The 17,472-nt window shown below is 34.5% G+C and carries 20 protein-coding genes; 2 read left to right on the top strand and 18 right to left on the bottom strand.

Annotated features, from left to right (window positions below; translation table 11 throughout):
* Positions 1-3 precede the first annotated feature (3 nt).
* The 14 genes from JS605_RS02850 to JS605_RS02790 all read right to left on the bottom strand — a co-directional run bounded on the left by JS605_RS02850 (position 4) and on the right by JS605_RS02790 (position 12,817).
* Positions 4-426: a SufE family protein gene (locus JS605_RS02850; RefSeq protein ID WP_203256164.1), complete on the bottom strand. Its 423-nt coding sequence runs from the start codon at positions 424-426 to the stop codon at positions 4-6.
* Positions 427-464: 38 nt separating this feature from the next.
* On the bottom strand, positions 465-1,259 hold the full coding sequence (locus JS605_RS02845) for an META domain-containing protein (protein ID WP_203256163.1): 795 nt from the start codon (positions 1,257-1,259) through the stop codon (positions 465-467).
* A 159-nt stretch (positions 1,260-1,418) separates the two neighbouring features.
* Positions 1,419-2,633 (bottom strand): aminotransferase class V-fold PLP-dependent enzyme, encoded by a 1,215-nt coding sequence (locus tag JS605_RS02840; protein ID WP_203256162.1) that lies wholly within the window; start codon positions 2,631-2,633, stop codon positions 1,419-1,421.
* 107 nt (positions 2,634-2,740) lie between these two features.
* Positions 2,741-4,054: a Fe-S cluster assembly protein SufD gene (sufD, locus tag JS605_RS02835; RefSeq protein ID WP_203256161.1), complete on the bottom strand. Its 1,314-nt coding sequence runs from the start codon at positions 4,052-4,054 to the stop codon at positions 2,741-2,743.
* Between the two features lie 65 nt (positions 4,055-4,119).
* Positions 4,120-4,872, bottom strand: a complete 753-nt coding sequence (sufC, locus tag JS605_RS02830; protein WP_203256160.1) for a Fe-S cluster assembly ATPase SufC — start codon at positions 4,870-4,872, stop codon at positions 4,120-4,122.
* Between the two features lie 5 nt (positions 4,873-4,877).
* On the bottom strand, positions 4,878-5,297 hold the full coding sequence (locus JS605_RS02825) for a hypothetical protein (protein ID WP_203256159.1): 420 nt from the start codon (positions 5,295-5,297) through the stop codon (positions 4,878-4,880).
* A gap of 12 nt (positions 5,298-5,309) precedes the next feature.
* Entirely contained in the window at positions 5,310-6,758 is a 1,449-nt protein-coding gene (sufB, locus tag JS605_RS02820) for a Fe-S cluster assembly protein SufB (RefSeq protein ID WP_203256158.1), read from the bottom strand.
* Positions 6,759-6,786: 28 nt separating this feature from the next.
* Entirely contained in the window at positions 6,787-6,945 is a 159-nt protein-coding gene (locus JS605_RS17615; protein WP_317194125.1) for a four helix bundle protein, read from the bottom strand.
* The gene (locus tag JS605_RS17610; protein WP_262896311.1) at positions 6,942-7,160 is read right to left on the bottom strand and encodes a four helix bundle protein; all 219 of its coding nucleotides are present in this window, start codon (positions 7,158-7,160) and stop codon (positions 6,942-6,944) included. Before JS605_RS17610 ends, JS605_RS17615 begins: the two co-directional genes overlap by 4 nt.
* A gap of 43 nt (positions 7,161-7,203) precedes the next feature.
* On the bottom strand, positions 7,204-7,533 hold the full coding sequence (locus JS605_RS02810; protein WP_203256157.1) for a HesB/IscA family protein: 330 nt from the start codon (positions 7,531-7,533) through the stop codon (positions 7,204-7,206).
* Positions 7,534-8,373: 840 nt separating this feature from the next.
* A complete protein-coding gene (locus JS605_RS02805; RefSeq protein ID WP_203256156.1) occupies positions 8,374-9,420 on the bottom strand; it encodes a cytochrome-c peroxidase in 1,047 nt (348 codons plus the stop codon).
* Positions 9,421-9,424: 4 nt separating this feature from the next.
* Entirely contained in the window at positions 9,425-10,198 is a 774-nt protein-coding gene (locus JS605_RS02800) for an MbnP family protein (protein WP_203256155.1), read from the bottom strand.
* A gap of 2 nt (positions 10,199-10,200) precedes the next feature.
* Positions 10,201-11,544 (bottom strand): hypothetical protein, encoded by a 1,344-nt coding sequence (locus tag JS605_RS02795; RefSeq protein ID WP_239000238.1) that lies wholly within the window; start codon positions 11,542-11,544, stop codon positions 10,201-10,203.
* Positions 11,545-11,563: 19 nt separating this feature from the next.
* Positions 11,564-12,817, bottom strand: a complete 1,254-nt coding sequence (locus tag JS605_RS02790; RefSeq protein WP_239000237.1) for a choice-of-anchor B family protein — start codon at positions 12,815-12,817, stop codon at positions 11,564-11,566.
* Between the two features lie 156 nt (positions 12,818-12,973).
* Between JS605_RS02790 and thiL the strand changes: the two genes are divergently transcribed.
* Positions 12,974-14,020, top strand: a complete 1,047-nt coding sequence (gene thiL / locus JS605_RS02785) for a thiamine-phosphate kinase (protein ID WP_203256153.1) — start codon at positions 12,974-12,976, stop codon at positions 14,018-14,020.
* Here the strand turns inward: thiL and JS605_RS02780 are convergent.
* The 3 genes from JS605_RS02780 to JS605_RS02770 form a co-directional block, all read right to left on the bottom strand.
* On the bottom strand, positions 14,010-14,261 hold the full coding sequence (locus JS605_RS02780) for a hypothetical protein (RefSeq protein WP_203256152.1): 252 nt from the start codon (positions 14,259-14,261) through the stop codon (positions 14,010-14,012). The two genes, thiL and JS605_RS02780, sit on opposite strands and share 11 nt — an antisense overlap.
* Positions 14,262-14,336: 75 nt before the next feature.
* Positions 14,337-14,603 carry a hypothetical protein gene (locus tag JS605_RS02775; protein WP_203256151.1) on the bottom strand — a complete coding sequence of 89 codons (267 nt, stop codon included), beginning with the start codon at positions 14,601-14,603 and terminating at the stop codon, positions 14,337-14,339.
* Positions 14,604-14,680: 77 nt separating this feature from the next.
* Positions 14,681-15,454, bottom strand: a complete 774-nt coding sequence (locus JS605_RS02770) for an alpha/beta fold hydrolase (RefSeq protein WP_203256150.1) — start codon at positions 15,452-15,454, stop codon at positions 14,681-14,683.
* Positions 15,455-15,489: 35 nt separating this feature from the next.
* Here JS605_RS02770 and brnQ point away from each other — a divergent pair, with 35 nt between their 5' ends.
* A complete protein-coding gene (gene brnQ, locus JS605_RS02765) occupies positions 15,490-16,800 on the top strand; it encodes a branched-chain amino acid transport system II carrier protein (protein WP_203256149.1) in 1,311 nt (436 codons plus the stop codon).
* Here brnQ and JS605_RS02760 read toward each other — a convergent pair.
* Positions 16,774-17,430, bottom strand: a complete 657-nt coding sequence (locus JS605_RS02760) for a hypothetical protein (protein ID WP_203256148.1) — start codon at positions 17,428-17,430, stop codon at positions 16,774-16,776. The two genes, brnQ and JS605_RS02760, sit on opposite strands and share 27 nt — an antisense overlap.
* Positions 17,431-17,472 lie beyond the last annotated feature (42 nt).

Below are 17,472 nucleotides of genomic sequence, written 5' to 3'. Positions count from 1 at the left end.
AAACTAATTAAGTTGTGTTTGGTATGCTATAGCATACATTTTTAATTGTTTTACCATACTAACCAAACCGTTAGCCCTTGTAGGTGATAAGTGCTCTTTTAAACCAATTTTATCAATAAAATCAGTATCAGCATCAATAATATCTTTTGGGTGCTGATTTGAAAACACACGTATTAAAATGGCAATAATACCTTTGGTAATGATGGCATCGCTGTCTGCTGTAAATGCTATTTTGTCGTCATTCATTTCGGCATGTACCCAAACCTTACTTTGGCATCCTTTAATGATATTGTTGTCAGTTTTATATTGGTCGTTTATTAGGGGTAATTCTTTCCCTAAATCTATCATATATTGGTAACGCTCTTCCCAATCCTCAAACATTGAAAATTCGTCTATGATTTCGTTTTGAATGTCTTCAATACTCATACGTTAAATTTTATACAAAAATACAACAAGAATTGTTGCTATTCAATGTTTTCAGTTATTGATAAGATTTCTTTAACTAAAGATGATATTTCCTTGGGTGGATTACCATGATCGAAAGGTGCAGACTCATAAGTTGTTCCGTTTGAAGTAATCTTTAATCCTGCCAAAGGTGCCCCATCGTATCGAAACGCTTTGCTTGGTGCTGTAAGGTTGGATATGTTTTGTATATCTATACCGTTGCTTATTTTAATTAGCTTTTGCCAGAATACAGTGTCGCAAGCTGTTTTTAAAGATTTTCCTTTTCTCTTTTTTGAAAACACAATAGAATCTTTCTCTATTTTGATAGTTTTAAATGCGCTTCTTGACGTTGCTGAATACTCAAAACTCATTTTGTTGTGTTCCTGGAGTTTAGTAGCTGATAATAATGGTCTTTTGTTTTTGAATAAGACAAACCCTTCTTCTGTAAATAATATATTATTAGACTTTTGCAAAGTTTTTAGTAACTCGCTCTCTACTTTGTTTTTTTCTTCGGAGCACAACATTTTTGTAGCTCCTAATTCGCTAAATGTCAATGTGTTTTTATTTAAACTGTAGTGGCCGAAAAATCGATTACATCCTGAAAAGCCTGATACCTTTTTAGTGTTTTCGTTAAAAGATACACTGAGTTTATGAATAGATATATCTTCTTGGTTTAAAGTATTTATGGCAAACGAGTCATTAAGTGTTTTTACAATGGTGTTCCTGTCTTGTATATCTTGCAGTAGCTGATATTCGGTTGGTCCCCAACAACAGCGTAATACCATCATGCTAAAAAATGATAACATTATTCTCATTCTGTTTTGATTTTTTTTAAATGAAACTACAAAAAAGACGCCAAAGTTAGCGTGTTTTTCTTCCTGACATGATAACACTTCTCCATATCACTTATTATTGGGTAGAAATTACTGTGTTGGAGTTCAGCTCAAGTAAGGATAGGGTATGGGATGCGTGTGTTACGACAACATCATTTTAGCTTTTTTCACACCTTCTACCAATGCATCTATTTCTGCTTTGGTATTATAGAATGCAAATGATGCTCTTACAGTTCCTGGGATTTTATAAAAGTCCATTATGGGTTGCGCACAATGGTGTCCTGTTCTTACGGCAATTCCTAATTTATCTAAAATTGTACCTACATCGTATGGATGTATACCTTCTAGATTAAAGGAAATAACAGCAGTTTTTTGCTCTGAGGTGCCATAGATTTTTAAGCCCTCTACAGCTAAAAGTTGTTTTGTGGCGTATGTTAACAACTCATTTTCGTATGCGGCAATGTTCTTAAAGCCTATGCTGTTCATATAATCTATGGCAGCACCAAAAGCGATACCTCCACATATGTTTGGTGTACCTGCTTCAAATTTGTGGGGCAGATCTGCATAAGTAGTTTTTTCAAATGTTACTTCAGCAATCATTTCTCCACCACCTTGGTAGGGTGGTAGTTTTTTAAGCCATGCTTCTTTACCGTATAATATTCCAACTCCTGTTGGTCCACATATTTTGTGCGCTGAGGTAACATAGAAATCTACATCTAATGCTTGTACATCTGATACTAAATGTGGTGCGGATTGTGCACCATCAATTAACACTGCAGCGCCTACCTCGTGAGATTTTCCAATGATATATTCTATTGGGTTTATGGTGCCCAAGGCATTTGATACGTGATTTACAAACACCAATTTTGTGTTTTTAGACAACAGGGCATCAAACTCTGATAGGATTAATTCCCCATTGTTATTCATGGGAATTACTTTCAGGGTGGCTCCTGTACGTTCGCACAACATTTGCCATGGCACTATATTACTATGATGCTCTAGAGCTGAAACAATAACTTGATCGTCTTTTTTTAAGAATGACGAAAAGCCATTGGCTACTAAATTAATACCGTGTGTGGTGCCTGATGTAAAAATAATTTCATGGGCATACTTGGCATTGAAGTGTTTTTGAATTTTTTGACGCGCTTCCTCGTATAAGTCTGTAGCTTCTTGGCTTAATGTGTGTACGCCACGATGTATATTGGCATTGTAATTTGAGTAGTAATCTACAATAACATCAATAACTTGTTGGGGTGTTTGCGATGTTGCTGCATTATCAAAATACACTAAAGATTTACCATTTACTTTACGGGAAAGTATCGGAAAGTCTTGTCGTATGTTTTCTACATTAAACATGGCAGGTAATTTTACCCCGTATTCGCCGTTCGACTATTCTCATAGTCTAACTTTTTTTGTCAAAAAAAGATATTGCGGATAGCAAGAAATAGGTTAAAATAAAAATTTTATAGATCGAACCCAATATCTACTCCAAGCTTATTAGCGATAATTTTTGTGATACGCTGTTTAAGTTCTGGAATTTTAACCGATTCTAACACATTATTACTAAACGCGAACATTAAAAGGGCACGAGCTTCTTTTTCAGGAATACCACGCGAACGCATGTAAAACATGGCGCTTTCATCTAGCTGGCCAATAGTACAACCGTGAGAACATTTTACATCGTCCGCAAAAATTTCTAACTGTGGTTTGGTGTTTATTGTTGCTTTATCGCTTACCAAAATGTTGTTGTTGGCCTGAAACGCATTGGTTTTTTGCGCTTCTTTTTCTACAACAACTTTACCGTTAAATACGCCTGTTGAACGGTCGCCAAAAATACCTTTGTAGTCTTGGTGGCTCTCACAATTTGGTTCTATGTGATGCACCAAAGTGTTATGGTCTACATGTTGTTTTTCGCCAATAATGGTAATGCCTTTTAGGGTAGAATCGATACGCTCACCGTTTTGGTAAAAATTTAAATTGTTTCTGGTAAGTTTTCCTCCAAAAGCAAATGTGTGTACTGAAGCTAAACTTTCTCTCTTTTGTTTGATAAAGGTATTGTCTATTAAAGATGCGGTTTCTTTATCATTTTGGATTTTATAGTAATCTACTATAGCACGTTTATTTGCAAAAATTTCGGTAACGCTATTAGTTAGTACAGGGTTATCTGTTAAACTTTGATGACGCTCTATAATTTGTACATGTGAATTCTCATCAACCACAATTAAATTACGTGGTTGCAACATAGTTGCGGATTCGTTTCCTGTTGAAAAGTGTATGATTTGTATAGGTTTTTCTACTACTTTATTCTTTGGAATATGTATGTATGCTCCTTCTTGGGAAAACGCTGTATTTAGTGCTGATAAGCTGTCTTTCTCAGCTGCCTTATTAAAATAATTTTCAATGATTAGTTGGTACTTAGGTTTGCTTAATGCTGCAGACATTAAACATACATCTATACCATCGTGCGTGGTTTGCGATAGGTGGGATGAATATTTACCATCAATGAAAATGATTTTATAGGTATCAATATCATGTATAAAATATTTCTTTACTTGATGATACTCCAAAGCATTTTCTTGTTTTGGAAAAACGCTGTAGTCTTCTTTTAAAATATTATTTAGAGAAGTGTACTTCCAAGCCTCATCTTTTTTTGATGGAAACCCTTTTTCTTCAAATATCTTGATAGCATCAGACCTAACATCGTGGGCATAAGCGTCTATATCCACTTTATTTTCGAATGCTAGAAATGATGATATTAATTTTTCTTTTAAATCCATGTTCTTCAGTATTCAGTATTCAGTTAGCATGATTGTTTACTAAGGCTGCTCACTGGTTACTGGCGCTATGCGCCAACTTCTTCTTTAATCCAATCGTAACCTTTTTCTTCAAGCTCATGAGCCAGTTCTTTTGGTCCTGATTTTACAATTTTACCGTTGTGTAATACGTGAACAAAATCTGGAACTATATAGTCTAACAATCGCTGATAGTGGGTTATAACGACTACTGCGTTGTCTTTACTTTTTAATTTGTTTACACCATTGGCAACGATACGAAGTGCATCGATATCTAAACCAGAATCGGTTTCATCAAGAATAGCTAGTTTTGGCTCTAACATTGCCATTTGAAAAATCTCATTACGTTTCTTTTCTCCTCCTGAAAACCCTTCGTTTAAAGAACGTGACAAGAATTTTCTATCGATTTCCAAAAGTTCTGATTTTTCGCGAATTAATTTCAACATGTCTTTAGCAGGCATTTCATCTAAACCTCTAGCTTTACGTGATTCGTTAATAGCGGTTTTCATGAAATTTGTTACCGATACTCCAGGTATTTCTACTGGATATTGAAATGATAAAAACACGCCTTTGTGAGCACGTTCTTCAGCTGCCAATTCTTCTATATCTTCATCCTCGAAAATGATATTACCTTCAGTAACTTCATAATCTTCCCTTCCAGCAATAACAGATGCTAGCGTACTTTTTCCAGAACCGTTGGGTCCCATAATGGCATGTACTTCGCCTGGTTTTACTTCAAGGTTAATGCCTTTTAAGATACTTTTGTCTTCAACACTTGCGTGTAAGTTATTTATTTTTAACATAGCTTTTAGCTTCCTAATTTTACAGTATTATTTTTGGTGTCATCAATAGGTTTTACATTGATGATTTCAACAACTTCGACCTTATTCTCCCAAAGAATGGTTTCGTGTTTTTCGTTTGTGATTTTTCCTCGTATTTCTACCTCAACCATATCGGTTGGTTCAGTTTTGTATTGTTTTGCTTGTTCGTCTAGTTCTTTTAAGGTGTCTGTAATTAATACACCATAGATTTGTGCATGTGTTTGTAATACTGCTGCACCACCATAATACACAAACTCTCCTTTTAGAAGTGTTAATCCATCACTTTGTTTCGCAGTTCTTTCAGAGCTTTCAGTTGCTGTCTGGGCTTCTTTTTTGTCTAATTTCGACTCGTTTTTACAACTTAAGGTTGCTGTGAGAATTAATGTGATAAAAAATATTTTTTTCATTTTAAAATCTTTTTAACCAACACTTCCTTCTAAACTTATTTCTAATAATTTTTGGGCTTCAACTGCAAACTCCATTGGTAACTTGTTTAGTACTTCTTTGCTAAATCCATTTACGATTAGTGCTATTGCTTTTTCTGTATCTATACCACGTTGGTTACAATAGAATATTTGATCCTCTCCAATTTTGCTGGTTGTGGCTTCATGTTCTATTTTTGCAGATTTATTTTTTGCTTCTATGTACGGGAAGGTGTGTGCACCACACTCATTACCCATGAGTAAACTATCACATTGTGAAAAGTTACGTGCATTTTCTGCCCTTGAATTAACTTGTACTAAACCACGATAGCTGTTTTGTGATTTACCAGCTGATATACCTTTGGAAATTATTGTTGATTTGGTATTGTTACCTAAGTGAATCATCTTGGTTCCTGTATCTGCTTGCTGATAATTATTAGTTACAGCGATAGAGTAAAACTCGCCTACTGAGTTATCGCCTTTTAATACACAGCTAGGGTATTTCCATGTTACTGCAGATCCTGTTTCTACCTGTGTCCAAGAGATTTTTGCATTAGTTTCGCATAAACCTCGTTTTGTAACGAAGTTATATACACCACCTTTACCTTCTGCATTGCCAGGGAACCAATTTTGTACTGTGGAGTATTTTATTTCTGCATCGTCTAAAGCTATTAGTTCTACTACGGCTGCATGCAATTGGTTTTCATCACGGCTTGGGGCTGTACAGCCTTCCAAGTAACTTACATAACTACCTTCATCAGCAATTACCAATGTTCTTTCAAATTGCCCTGTTCCTGCTTGGTTAATTCTAAAGTAAGTTGATAATTCCATTGGGCATTTTACACCTTTTGGAATATAACAAAACGAACCATCACTAAATACGGCTGAATTTAAAGCCGCATAAAAATTATCTTTTTGGGGAACAACAGTGCCAATATGTTTTTTTACGAGTTCAGGGTGTTCTTTTATGGCTTCTGATATACTCATAAAAATAATCCCTTGTTCCGCTAAGGTCTTCTTAAATGTTGTTGCTACAGAAACTGAATCTACTACAACATCCATAGCGACACCAGCTAGTTTCTTTTGTTCATCCAAAGAAATCCCCAACTTTTCAAAAGTGGCTAATAATTCTGGGTCTACTTCATCTAAACTATCATACTTTGGTTTGCTATTTGGTGCGGAATAGTATGAAATACCCTGAAAGTCTGGTTTTTCGTAATTAACGTTTGCCCATTCAGGCTCTTCCATTGCTTTCCAAACACGAAATGCTTCCAAACGCCACTCCGTCATCCATTCTGGTTCTTCTTTTTTGTGTGAAATAGCTCTAACTATATCTTCGTTCAATCCATTAGGGAAAGTTTCAGATTCTATATCTGTGTAAAAACCATATTCGTATTCTTTGGTTTTTAGTTCCTCGCGAAGATCATCTTCTGTATATTTACTCATTGTAAGTTCAATGTTTTAAAGTTGAAAGTTATAAAGTAGAATTGAGATATTTAATAAGTCCACTAATTAACTTTGAAACTTCATTTACTTTTAACTTTAATATTTCAAATTGTTCTTTATTTACATAACTTAAGTCGTAAGCTAGATATAATTGCGAACGAAATTCTCCAGCTGAGGCTTTAGCTATGTATAAAAAACGGATAAATTCTTTAGTTGTCTCTCTCTCTCAAAGCCTTCAGCTATATTTGAAGATATTGAAACACTAGACCTTCTTATTTGATCTCTTAATCCAAAATCTTTTGAAAAAGAATTATTACCATTGGTTAAATCATAAATTACTTTATTTAATTCTCTTGCTTTCTGCCAAGAAATAATTTCTTCAAAAGAATTAAATTTTGCCATCAGTCACACTACTCTAGAAACTTTAATACTTTCATACTTTTAACTATAACGAAAATGATTCTCCACAACCACAAGTTCGGTTGGCATTTGGGTTGTTAAAAACGAATCCTGTTCCGTTTAATCCTCCTGAATATTCTAAAGTAGTACCGATTAGATATAAAAAGCTCTTTTTGTCTACAATGATTTTTACACCGTTATCCTCAAAAACTTTATCGTCCTCTTGCTGTTCTTTGTCAAATTTTAAATCGTAAGATAAACCAGAACAACCTCCGCTTTTTACGCCTACTCGAATATAGTCTGTTGATGCATTATAGCCGTCATCGGCCATAAGCTCAATCACTTTCTTTTTAGCTGTATCAGAGACTTTTATCATATTCTTTTGTTTGTTAAATTTAGTATTGTCTTGATTAATGTATTAAGACAGTTTCTAAATAGAGCACAAATATACGATATAAGTCAGGGAAAATAGAATAACCTAACATTATATTAGCATATAGTTTGATAGGTTTTTGTTATGCTAATTATTAGATTAACTTATGATTGTTATTGTAGGGATAAATCTACTCTGGATAATTTTGTTTTGGTGTTCTAGAGGCCAAAGTATTTGTGTAATCTTGAGGACACTTTTTGTGGTTTAAAGTAACTATCAAGTTGGTTGGTTTTCCTTAATACAGGAATACTTACCAAACGGCCGTTTTTTGTGTAAATGAAGTGTTCGTGGCAGGATTTACAGACTAGTTCGACTGTTTCATTATCAATATCTGCCACATGTTTCAGGTTATGACCAAACATGGCGCAAAAACGATTTGTAGGTTTTTCTTGCATCATTGTTCTTAGGGAGATTGGGAATATAAAGATGCGTAAAAAAAATCAAATTAACGTTTAAAAGTTAATTTATTCGATGAAATGCAATTGAAGATTTAGTATTAAATCAGTCTTACATATTAAACAGCTTTTTTAAAATTTTGTTTTTCTACAATGTTATCCATAGCGTTAAAACAAAAAAGTTTTCCACATGTTTTGCAGACTATCCTAGATTGTGACTCATCTTTTTCGTCTGATACACGTACATAATTGTGTCCATACATTGTACAAAAAAGATTGATATTTTGCTTAGGGAGCATGATCTTTATTAAGATTATATAATGTTAAGATAGTAAAAAAAGTATTTAAATAAAAATTTACGTACAAACTAAATAGGAATAGTTGTAATTTAATTTACGAACTCATAGTCAGTAAGTGACATTAAGAACGCCTTTAAATCGGCTTTATCTTTTTCTGTGAGTTTAACACCACCTTGGGTTACTTTTTTCATCAAGGGGTCTATGGTTGGAGAATTTTTTAAGCCTTCGCTATAGTGATCGATAACTTCTTCAATGGTTGTAAAGCGTCCATCATGCATGTATGGGGCAGTGAACATTAAGTTTCTCAGGGAAGGCGATTTAAATTTCCCATTGTCTGCCGGGTCTCCAGTAACTGCACCTAGACCTAAATCAGTAAAAGCTTCATCAAGCCCATTGTTGTGAAATGCATTGTCTGTCCAGAGCGGGTTTTTGTCACTCCCATGGCAATGAAAACAATCACCTCTGGCTTCATCCATAAATACATTAAAGCCGTTGAGTTCTTCAGGTGTCAAATCCGCTTCGCCTAAAAGGAATTTATCAAATTTAGAATTAGCTGAAATTAAGGTTCGTTCAAATTGAGCTATAGCTTTGGTTACTAGCGTAGAATCGATTCTGGATGTTCCAAAAGCTTGTTCAAAGAGCAATGGGTAATCTTTATGTTGTTGTAATTTTTGTTCTACGTTTGCCCAAGAGCTTTTCATTTCCAAAGGATCTGTAACTGGTACAAAAGCTTGGTGTTCTAGACTAAATGTATTGCCATCCCAAAAGAATTTTTCATCATAATTCCAGGCTAGATTAAATAGTGGCATAGAATTTCTGTTGCCCAAACTTCCATCGATACCGATACTAAACCTTGAAGCATCGCTAAATGCATTTTCTGGAGCATGACAATCAGCACAGGCTTGTGTATTGTTTCCAGACAGAATGGGATCGAAAAATAATTTTTTGCCCAGGGCAATACCTTCTAGAGTTTGTGGGTTGTTAACGGGTGTAATTGGTGGAATAATATTGTCTTGAAATAACTTGGGAATTTCTAATGCAGCGGGTTTGGGTTTGTATGTGTCTTCATTTTCGTTTGAACAGGAAAGACAAATGAAGCTAGTGAGTAAAATGATATGTAAAACATTTGTGCTCAAAAGATTAATCTATTGATGTTAAACTAAATACATTTTGTCCGTTTTCAAACATCATTATTTGTGCAGAAGAATTTGGCATTAATGCTTGATTTAAAGTGTTTAAATCCCATTCATTTGGCGTTTTAAACCATTCTGCAATATTCATTTCAATATTTAAAACTGTATTATTTGTTATGTTTATTGGGCCAAGGTTTACTTCGAAAAAAGTGTCTTTTGGAAAAGTTGGATTATCTCCAGGATTATCTACTGCTCTAATGGCATGATAGTTAAACCCTTGTTCCTGATTTGAAGCATTTATGAACTTACCATCAAACTGCATGTAATGATAGCCACCTCCTAACATTGCTGGTACACTGAAATTTGCAGCATTTAAATCTGTGTAGCCGTTCTCAACGTAATTGTCCTCATTGTCGAAACCAAATGTAAATGATACGTTGCTGTAGTTGCCACTTGGGATTTTGGATGATGGCGTAAATGAAAGATTTGTATTATTTGTAACATCTACTAGGTTGTAGCCCGGTAATTTTAAAACTTCATTGTTTGTGGTAGTGAAAGTGACTTTTGACACAAGGTAGCGTAATCGTTCTATACTTAAATTATCGCCTTTGGCATTGGTAAATTTTATGGTGTTAAAATCTGAGTCTGCTACAGGTGTGCCATCCCAAGAATGACTAAAGTTTAAGGTTATATTGGTTTGACTGGTAACTATATCTCCAGTGTCGCTTTCACAGGATAACAGTGTAGACCAAATTATTATTAAGGCTATTATTTTATTCATCACTATTTTATTTTAAAAATAAGGAGATCTGAAAAACCTTTGTTTTCTGGAATATCTATATCTGAACTGTTGGATTCTCCAACAACAATTACAGTACCGTCGCTTAATTCAGTAACGTCAAATGCTAAATCTGTATTGGAGCCGCCAATGGTTTTTTGCCATTCTAGGTTTCCTGAATTACTGAGTTTTAAAACTAACGCATCATTCTGTCCGTTATTATTGGTAAGGTCTATATCTGAGCTTCTTGAGTTTCCTGATATTAAAAAACCACCATCAGACGTTTTTGTGATAGATCGCGCCGTATCAAAATTTGTACCTCCAAAAGATTTTTCCCATAGTAAATCGCCATCTGTGGAGATTTTAATCACAAAAATATCAGCCGCTCCATTATTTTTAGAGACGTCTTTGTCGCCACTTCTGGTGTCTCCTATTATGATTAAATTATCATCATTTGATATTGTAACGCCCCATGCCTCATCAATTTCAGAGCCTCCAAAGGATTTTTCCCAAAGTAAATTACCATCCTCGGATATATTAACAACCCAAAAATCATAGGTGCCCTTGTTGTTTTTTATGTCTACATCGTCACTGTCTGATGATCCTACAATTATGTAATTATCGTTCTTGGTTTGAACTACATCATAAGGTGTATCGGTAAAGGTGCCTCCAAAAAACTTACTCCATTGTTTTTCGCCATTTGTGTCAAGTTTTATGGCCCAATAATCCCCGCCGGCATGCAAAGTGCCATTGGCTTTGCTATTACCTTGGCCGTTGGAAGCTGATACGTCCAAAACGCCTGTTATTAAATAGCCATTGTCGTTTGTTTCTGTTAGGGCGTAACCTATATCTGCTCCCAAAAAGCCGTAAGATTTTTGCCAGATTATGGTTCCTGAAGCATTGAGTTTACAAACCCAAAAATCATTTGCTCCGGCATTTTCGGTAAGGTTACCGTCTATACTTTTACTATAACCTAGAATAGCATAACCGCCATTTTGCGTCTGTATTATATCTAGGCCTCTATCGTCGTCTGTACCCCCATAGTTTCTTTGCCATTGTAGTGTATCGTCTTTATCGAATTTTAAAAGCCAAAAATCAAAAGACTCATTTGTTTTATTAATAATATCCCCATCTATGCTTTGTGTGTATCCTAAGATAGCATAACCTCCATCTGTAGTTTTTAAGACGGATTGCGCACTTTCATTTAAACTGCCTCCTAGTGTTCTTACAAAACTTACGGTTTTTGAAACTATGTTGTTGGGTTCATTGTCCTCATTTTTTGAACAACTAAGTAATGAAGTAAATATTATTAACAGCAAATAGGAACGATATGATTTGATGGTTTTCATTGATAGCGGAGCGGGGTAATTAGTCGCTTTTTCTAACTACAAAAAGTCCTCTGTTAATATCGCTTATTACGATATTGCCACTTTCAAAAAACGGGTATACATTCCAGGCGCCATCAAAATCAGTACCGTCATTTTCTGGATAAGTATCAAAAAAACCAATTTCTGTATAAGACTTATTGTCTATATTATTGATATCTAAAACCCTAAGTCCAGCCCTGTAGCTTGCTTGGTAATATGTGTTTCCTTTGATGTACCCGTTATGATCTATGGACGGGTTGTTTGCCAAATATTCAAAATGGTAAAGAGGGGTGTCTAAATCTTCAAAATCAAAAGTGATGATCCGGGTGTTGTTGCCTACTCTAATTTCATCCAACTCATCTCCAAGAATAAAGTATCTCATGTCCTCAGTAAACCATCCTTGGTGTGCGTATCTTACATTGGGATACGATATGGTTGAAATTTTTACTGGATTATTTTTATCGGTAACATCAGCAATAACCACTTCGTTTTCATTACTGCCAATTAAAATTTCTCTTCCCGTATAATCGGTATCAGGACCATTATAAGTAACAACTTGTGCATCGTGGGAGTACCCATCATCAGCAAAACCACCTTCAATAACTGGGGATTTAGGGTTTTGTATATTTATAAAAATAGGGCCTCCTGCGTAGGTAGAATTTCTATTGCCCCCAACTGCGTATGCGTAACCACTTTCTTCATTTATAACTATATTATGTTCTCGTCCAATTTCTTCAAGGCGCGCATCAGATGTAAAAGTTTCAGGTGGATTACTTACATTTCTCAATCTGGTTAGGTCAAATACTTGCAAGCCATGGTTATCCTCTCCAATATTGTTGTCGGCAACAATAAATGCATGGTTTTGGTAAACCTTTACGTCTCTCCAAGGACTTGCAGTTGTAGCTGTAGGTATGTTTCCTAAATAGATTGGGTTATTTACATCTGAAATATCAACAAATGCTGTGTTTCGGTCAGTAGCAATAAGTGCATATTCTTTACCAGTACTTGGGTCTGTCCATCCCCAAGAGTCATTTACGGCTGCAGCTTCAAATGTTTCAACTGGGATATTGACTAATAAATCATAGCCGTTACAGGGATATATGCCTGCAAAACCTCCCTCACATTTAACCATTCCATCAATATCTGTGTCTTCCGAGATGGCTGGTTCAGCTGATTCATTATTGCAAGAATAACTAATCATTGAAAAAATGTAAGCGAAGAGAGTGATTTTTACTAACTTTCTAATATATGACATGAGGAGCATTTTTTTCTTTTTCTATAGCTTGAATGAAAACGCAAATTATATAATTGATATAGCAATTTTTCATTCCAAGTTACACAAATTTAACGTATAAAAATTAAATGGTTTATTAGAGAAGTTAAATTAAAAAGCCTTCTTATTTTTGCAGTTATGATAGAAGATAAAAATCAACAACGAACGGATTTGGGTAATCTTGGAGAATTTGGTCTCATTGAACATCTTACCAAAAACTTCAAGATACATCAAAAAACTACTGTTAAAGGTATTGGAGATGATGCAGCTGTTATGGATTTTAAAAATAAACAGGTGGTTGTTACAACGGATTTATTGGTAGAGGGCGTGCATTTTGATTTGAGTTATGCGCCGTTAAAGCACCTGGGTTACAAATCTGTAATGGTAAACCTATCTGATGTTTATGCTATGAATGCCCAAGCAACACAAATTACTGTTTCGATAGCGGTGTCTAATAGGTTTCCTTTAGAGGCGCTAGAGCAGTTGTATGAAGGTATTGAAACTGCTGCAAAGATTTATGATGTTGATGTTGTAGGTGGAGACACAACGTCTTCAACCACTGGGTTGTTAATTTCTATTACTGCGTTGGGAGAGGTTTCTAAAAATGATGTTGTTTACAGAAAGGGGGCTAAACCTAATGATTTGCTAGTGGTTTCTGGAGATTTGGGAGCTGCTTATATGGGGTTGCAGGTTTTAGAGCGGGAAAAAGAAGTGTATAAAGTGAATCCTGCAAATCAGCCAGATTTGAATATGTATACGTATATTATTGAGCGTCAACTAAAACCAGAAGCAAGAAGGGACATAGTACAATTGCTTAAAGATTTGGAGGTTAAGCCTACATCGATGATAGATATAAGTGATGGATTGTCTTCTGAAATACTCCACATATGTAAGCAAAGTGATGTAGGGTGTGATTTGTATGAAAACAAAATTCCTCTTGATCCTCAAGTAATATCTACATGTGAAGAATTTAATATTGATAGCACTACAGTTGCTTTAAATGGGGGAGAGGATTACGAGTTATTGATGACAATAAGTCAAGCAGATTATCCAAAAATAAAAGCCAATCCAAACTTAACGGTAATAGGTTTTATAACCGAAAAATCAGCTGGTATGCATTTGGTAACGAGGGCGGAAACTAAAATAGAACTAAAAGCGCAGGGTTGGAAGAATTTTAGTGCGTAAAAACAAGTAAGTCTTTGTTGAGGTGTTTCGTTTTAAGTCGTATTCTATTTTTGTTTTGATGTATACGTTCTAAGACGTCATTAATTTCCTTAAATTTAGGGGTAAGTTCTACAAGGTTGCCTTTACTGTTTGTTGTAAGTTGCTTTTTGCAATATACACAAGTATATTCTTTTACATGTTGCGTTACATGTCTTGAGACTTGGTAATTATGTCCAAATACCTTACAGTGAATATTCTTCATTTTGTTCGCATATTAATAATCTTTAGAGAGCAGCGTGAATTTATTAAAAACGGAACAAAATATGTTAATAAGGAGTTAGTAAATCGACGAAGCGAGTGTTTTTTCCTTTGAACGATTCACTCTAGATTGATGTATGCGTTCTAAAATCGCATTAATTTCTCTAAATTTAGGTGTAAGTTCAACTAAATTTCCATTACTGCTGGTTGTTAATTGCTTTTTACAATGTGTACAAGTGTATTCTTTTACATGCTGTGTTACTTTTCTAGTAACTTGATAATTGTGTCCAAAAACACTACAGTAGATTTTGGGCAAGAAGGCATTTCTAGTACTTTTGTTTTGCATAGGTTAAGTTTTTTGAAGGTTGGATAAGGGGCTTTAAAGTTATAAAATAAATATAATATATTCGATATAAAGCTAAATTATTCGATGAAATGCATTATTTCTTGTAATAATTCTTTCCTGTTTTCGATAAAACTCATGTGTCCATCTGGAAATTCCACTACTTTAATATCTGTATTTTTAGTTTGATTTTTTAAGGTTTCATAATCTAAGATTGGATCCTTTTTGCCTATAACCATTAGCTTTTTATACCTTTTGTGTAGTAAAAGGTAAGTTCTGTCCTCTCTTATTTTCATGCCTTCTAAAGCTGCTATAATGCCTTGCAATGGTGTTTTTAAAGCTTCTTTTTTTAAATGCACAATTTCATCTAAAAAAATAGCCCTGTTTTTAGATGTGAATAAATTAGGAATTGCAATTTTTATAAATGTGGTATGGTTTTCCTTAACGGCAAGAATGGCTCTATCTCTGTTTAGTTTCTTCTCAAAGCTATCTGCTTGGGCTGTAGAGTTTATAAGTGCTAAAGCTTTTACGCTATTTGGGTTTTTTTCGGTGTAGGCCAATGCTACATAACCTCCCATGGAATGCCCAAAAACAGAACACTTTTCTACCTTTAGGTGTTCAAGGATAGCCTCAACAGTTTCCGCCATAAGCTCCATAGAATGTACATATCCTAAACACCCTGTTTTGCCATGTCCGAGTAAGTCAATACAAACAACTCTATTGTTTTTTGATAATGTGGTTACATATGGATCCCAAATACTACTGTTTTCAAGAAAACCATGAAGAAAAACAAGCGCCTCCCCTTGTCCGGTATCCGAATAAAAAATAGGGGTTTCTTTATATTCTAAAATCATAATTAATTTATCTTAGGCAAAGATAAAGTCACTACATGAAAAAAACTAAGGCATTATTAGTTACTAGTTTTGCATTATTCTCGTTGTTTTTTGGAGCCGGTAATGTATTGCTTCCTCCCTTTTTGGGCTATAATGCTGGTAGCGACTGGTTTTGGGTAAGTATTGGTTTTATGTTTACGGCTGTGTGCATTCCTATTTTGGGTATATACGCACATTCTAAACTTCAAGGAACGTTATTTGATTTTGGGAAAAAAGTATCTCCAAAGTTTAGTTTTTTGTATTGCATCATTATTTATGTGATAGCCATAGCGATACCAGCACCAAGAACTGCAGCAGCAACCTTTGAAATGGCTGTAATGCCTTATCTTAACATAGATGCTTTACCAATGAGTATAATTTACTTTTTATTGGTTTTAATTTTTGTGCTCAATCGTTCAAGAATTTTAAACGTAATTGGTAAATATTTAACGCCAATCATAGTATTGGCTTTGCTCTGTGTTATTGTAGTGAGTTTATTAGGTATAACTTCCGAAACAAAAGCGACTTTATTCGATTTACCAGTACTAAGTGGTATGTTAGAGGGATATCAAACTTTTGATGCCATAGGTTCTGTAGTGGTAGGGGCAGTAATTGTAATTTCTATAAATACAAAATTTGATTATAGTTTTGAAGAAAAGAAACAATTGATTAAGCATGCTGGTGTCATTGCAGGTCTTGGTTTGTTGTTGATTTATTTGGGTTTAATTGCTTCGGGTGCTTTTTTTGGTTCTAATATTAACTTAAATACAGCCCTCAGTAATGATATGCAAAGAGCGGATTTGCTTAGGAGTATCTGTACATCAACATTGGGTAATTTAGGTAATTCTGTTTTAAGTGCTTTAATTGCTTTGGCGTGCTTCACAACGGCAGTTGGAATAATTACTGGTGCTGCTGATTATTTTAAGGGATTATTCAAAGATTCGCAAAAGGCATATATAATTACAGCAGTGTTATCATCGGTAATTGGTGTATTGGTAGGACAGCTAAATTTTAATTCAATAATAACCATAGCCATACCCTTTTTATTGCTGATTTATCCAATAACAATAGTTCTAATTTTACTTAATGCTATTCCAGAAAAATTTGCATCAGTTACTGTATTTCGATTTGTGGTTTTGGTAACATTTGTTTTTTGTATTCCCGATGTTATTGGGTTTGTAGCGCCATCACAAACTTTGGGAGTTATAGTAAAATATATTCCTTTAACAGAATATAGTTTTGGATGGGTGTTACCAGCACTGGTAACATTTATATTATGTAATCTTTTTTCAAAAAAAAGCTTAAGACTTCACTTTTTTAATAGCTGAAAACGCTTTGTCAACAAACTCATCTTCCACTAAAATAGTAAATTCGTTAGTGGTGGAGAGTACTTCATATAATACAACGCCTTCCCAAGCTAGTCGTTTAAAGAAATGGTAATACAACCCTGCAATTTTAGAATTATCCTGTGGTAGGTTAATGCTGATGGCAGACAGATTTTCTTGTACAGCAATAAAAAATTCGTTTTTTAAATGCTCATTAACAAAATCATTTAAACTGCTAGAAACAACAATATTACTCTCATGGATACCCCGGGTAAACGTATAAAATAGTTTGTCTTCCTGATTAATGCGATTTAATATCTTAGCATGATTGTCAATCAGCGTAGAGGAATTTTTAACTGTAAAATCTGTAAGGTTTGAGCGTACTGTAATATCGCCTAGGTTTTGAATAACACGTTTCATTTTTATAGTGTTACCTAAAGTTGGAGGAGGATTATAGCGTCTTAACGCCATCATTATAGCACCAGGCTTCACGTCTTTCTTAAGCATTTTGCTTATGGGTTCGGTAAGTTCTACAGCCAAAGCACTAAAATTAATAATGTTTCTGGCTAAAGCTTCTTCTAAATATGGTTGCGTAATTAAGATGTCTTCTACACAGTTTGAAACAGTTTTCATGTTAAATATTTAACAATTTGTGCAAAAATAAACTTTTTTTTA

Source organism: Hyunsoonleella ulvae, from assembly GCF_016827605.1.
Lineage (GTDB): Bacteria > Bacteroidota > Bacteroidia > Flavobacteriales > Flavobacteriaceae > Jejuia > Jejuia ulvae.
Note: the sequence above shows the minus strand (reverse complement) of the source record. Positions and strands in the feature narration are given on the sequence as shown.

What these genes read in the sequence shown, in the direction of transcription:
- JS605_RS02850 (WP_203256164.1), bottom strand. Translation starts at nt 426, where the DNA reads ATGAGTATTGAAGACATTCAAAACGAAATCATAGACGAATTTTCAATG.
- JS605_RS02845 (WP_203256163.1), bottom strand. Translation starts at nt 1,259, where the DNA reads ATGAGAATAATGTTATCATTTTTTAGCATGATGGTATTACGCTGTTGT.
- JS605_RS02840 (WP_203256162.1), bottom strand. Translation starts at nt 2,633, where the DNA reads ATGTTTAATGTAGAAAACATACGACAAGACTTTCCGATACTTTCCCGT.
- sufD (WP_203256161.1), bottom strand. Translation starts at nt 4,054, where the DNA reads ATGGATTTAAAAGAAAAATTAATATCATCATTTCTAGCATTCGAAAAT.
- sufC (WP_203256160.1), bottom strand. Translation starts at nt 4,872, where the DNA reads ATGTTAAAAATAAATAACTTACACGCAAGTGTTGAAGACAAAAGTATC.
- JS605_RS02825 (WP_203256159.1), bottom strand. Translation starts at nt 5,297, where the DNA reads ATGAAAAAAATATTTTTTATCACATTAATTCTCACAGCAACCTTAAGT.
- sufB (WP_203256158.1), bottom strand. Translation starts at nt 6,758, where the DNA reads ATGAGTAAATATACAGAAGATGATCTTCGCGAGGAACTAAAAACCAAA.
- JS605_RS17610 (WP_262896311.1), bottom strand. Translation starts at nt 7,160, where the DNA reads ATGGCAAAATTTAATTCTTTTGAAGAAATTATTTCTTGGCAGAAAGCA.
- JS605_RS02810 (WP_203256157.1), bottom strand. Translation starts at nt 7,533, where the DNA reads ATGATAAAAGTCTCTGATACAGCTAAAAAGAAAGTGATTGAGCTTATG.
- JS605_RS02800 (WP_203256155.1), bottom strand. Translation starts at nt 10,198, where the DNA reads ATGAATAAAATAATAGCCTTAATAATAATTTGGTCTACACTGTTATCC.
- JS605_RS02795 (WP_239000238.1), bottom strand. Translation starts at nt 11,544, where the DNA reads ATGAAAACCATCAAATCATATCGTTCCTATTTGCTGTTAATAATATTT.
- JS605_RS02790 (WP_239000237.1), bottom strand. Translation starts at nt 12,817, where the DNA reads ATGTCATATATTAGAAAGTTAGTAAAAATCACTCTCTTCGCTTACATT.
- thiL (WP_203256153.1), top strand. Translation starts at nt 12,974, where the DNA reads ATGATAGAAGATAAAAATCAACAACGAACGGATTTGGGTAATCTTGGA.
- JS605_RS02780 (WP_203256152.1), bottom strand. Translation starts at nt 14,261, where the DNA reads ATGAAGAATATTCACTGTAAGGTATTTGGACATAATTACCAAGTCTCA.
- JS605_RS02775 (WP_203256151.1), bottom strand. Translation starts at nt 14,603, where the DNA reads ATGCAAAACAAAAGTACTAGAAATGCCTTCTTGCCCAAAATCTACTGT.
- JS605_RS02770 (WP_203256150.1), bottom strand. Translation starts at nt 15,454, where the DNA reads ATGATTTTAGAATATAAAGAAACCCCTATTTTTTATTCGGATACCGGA.
- brnQ (WP_203256149.1), top strand. Translation starts at nt 15,490, where the DNA reads ATGAAAAAAACTAAGGCATTATTAGTTACTAGTTTTGCATTATTCTCG.
- JS605_RS02760 (WP_203256148.1), bottom strand. Translation starts at nt 17,430, where the DNA reads ATGAAAACTGTTTCAAACTGTGTAGAAGACATCTTAATTACGCAACCA.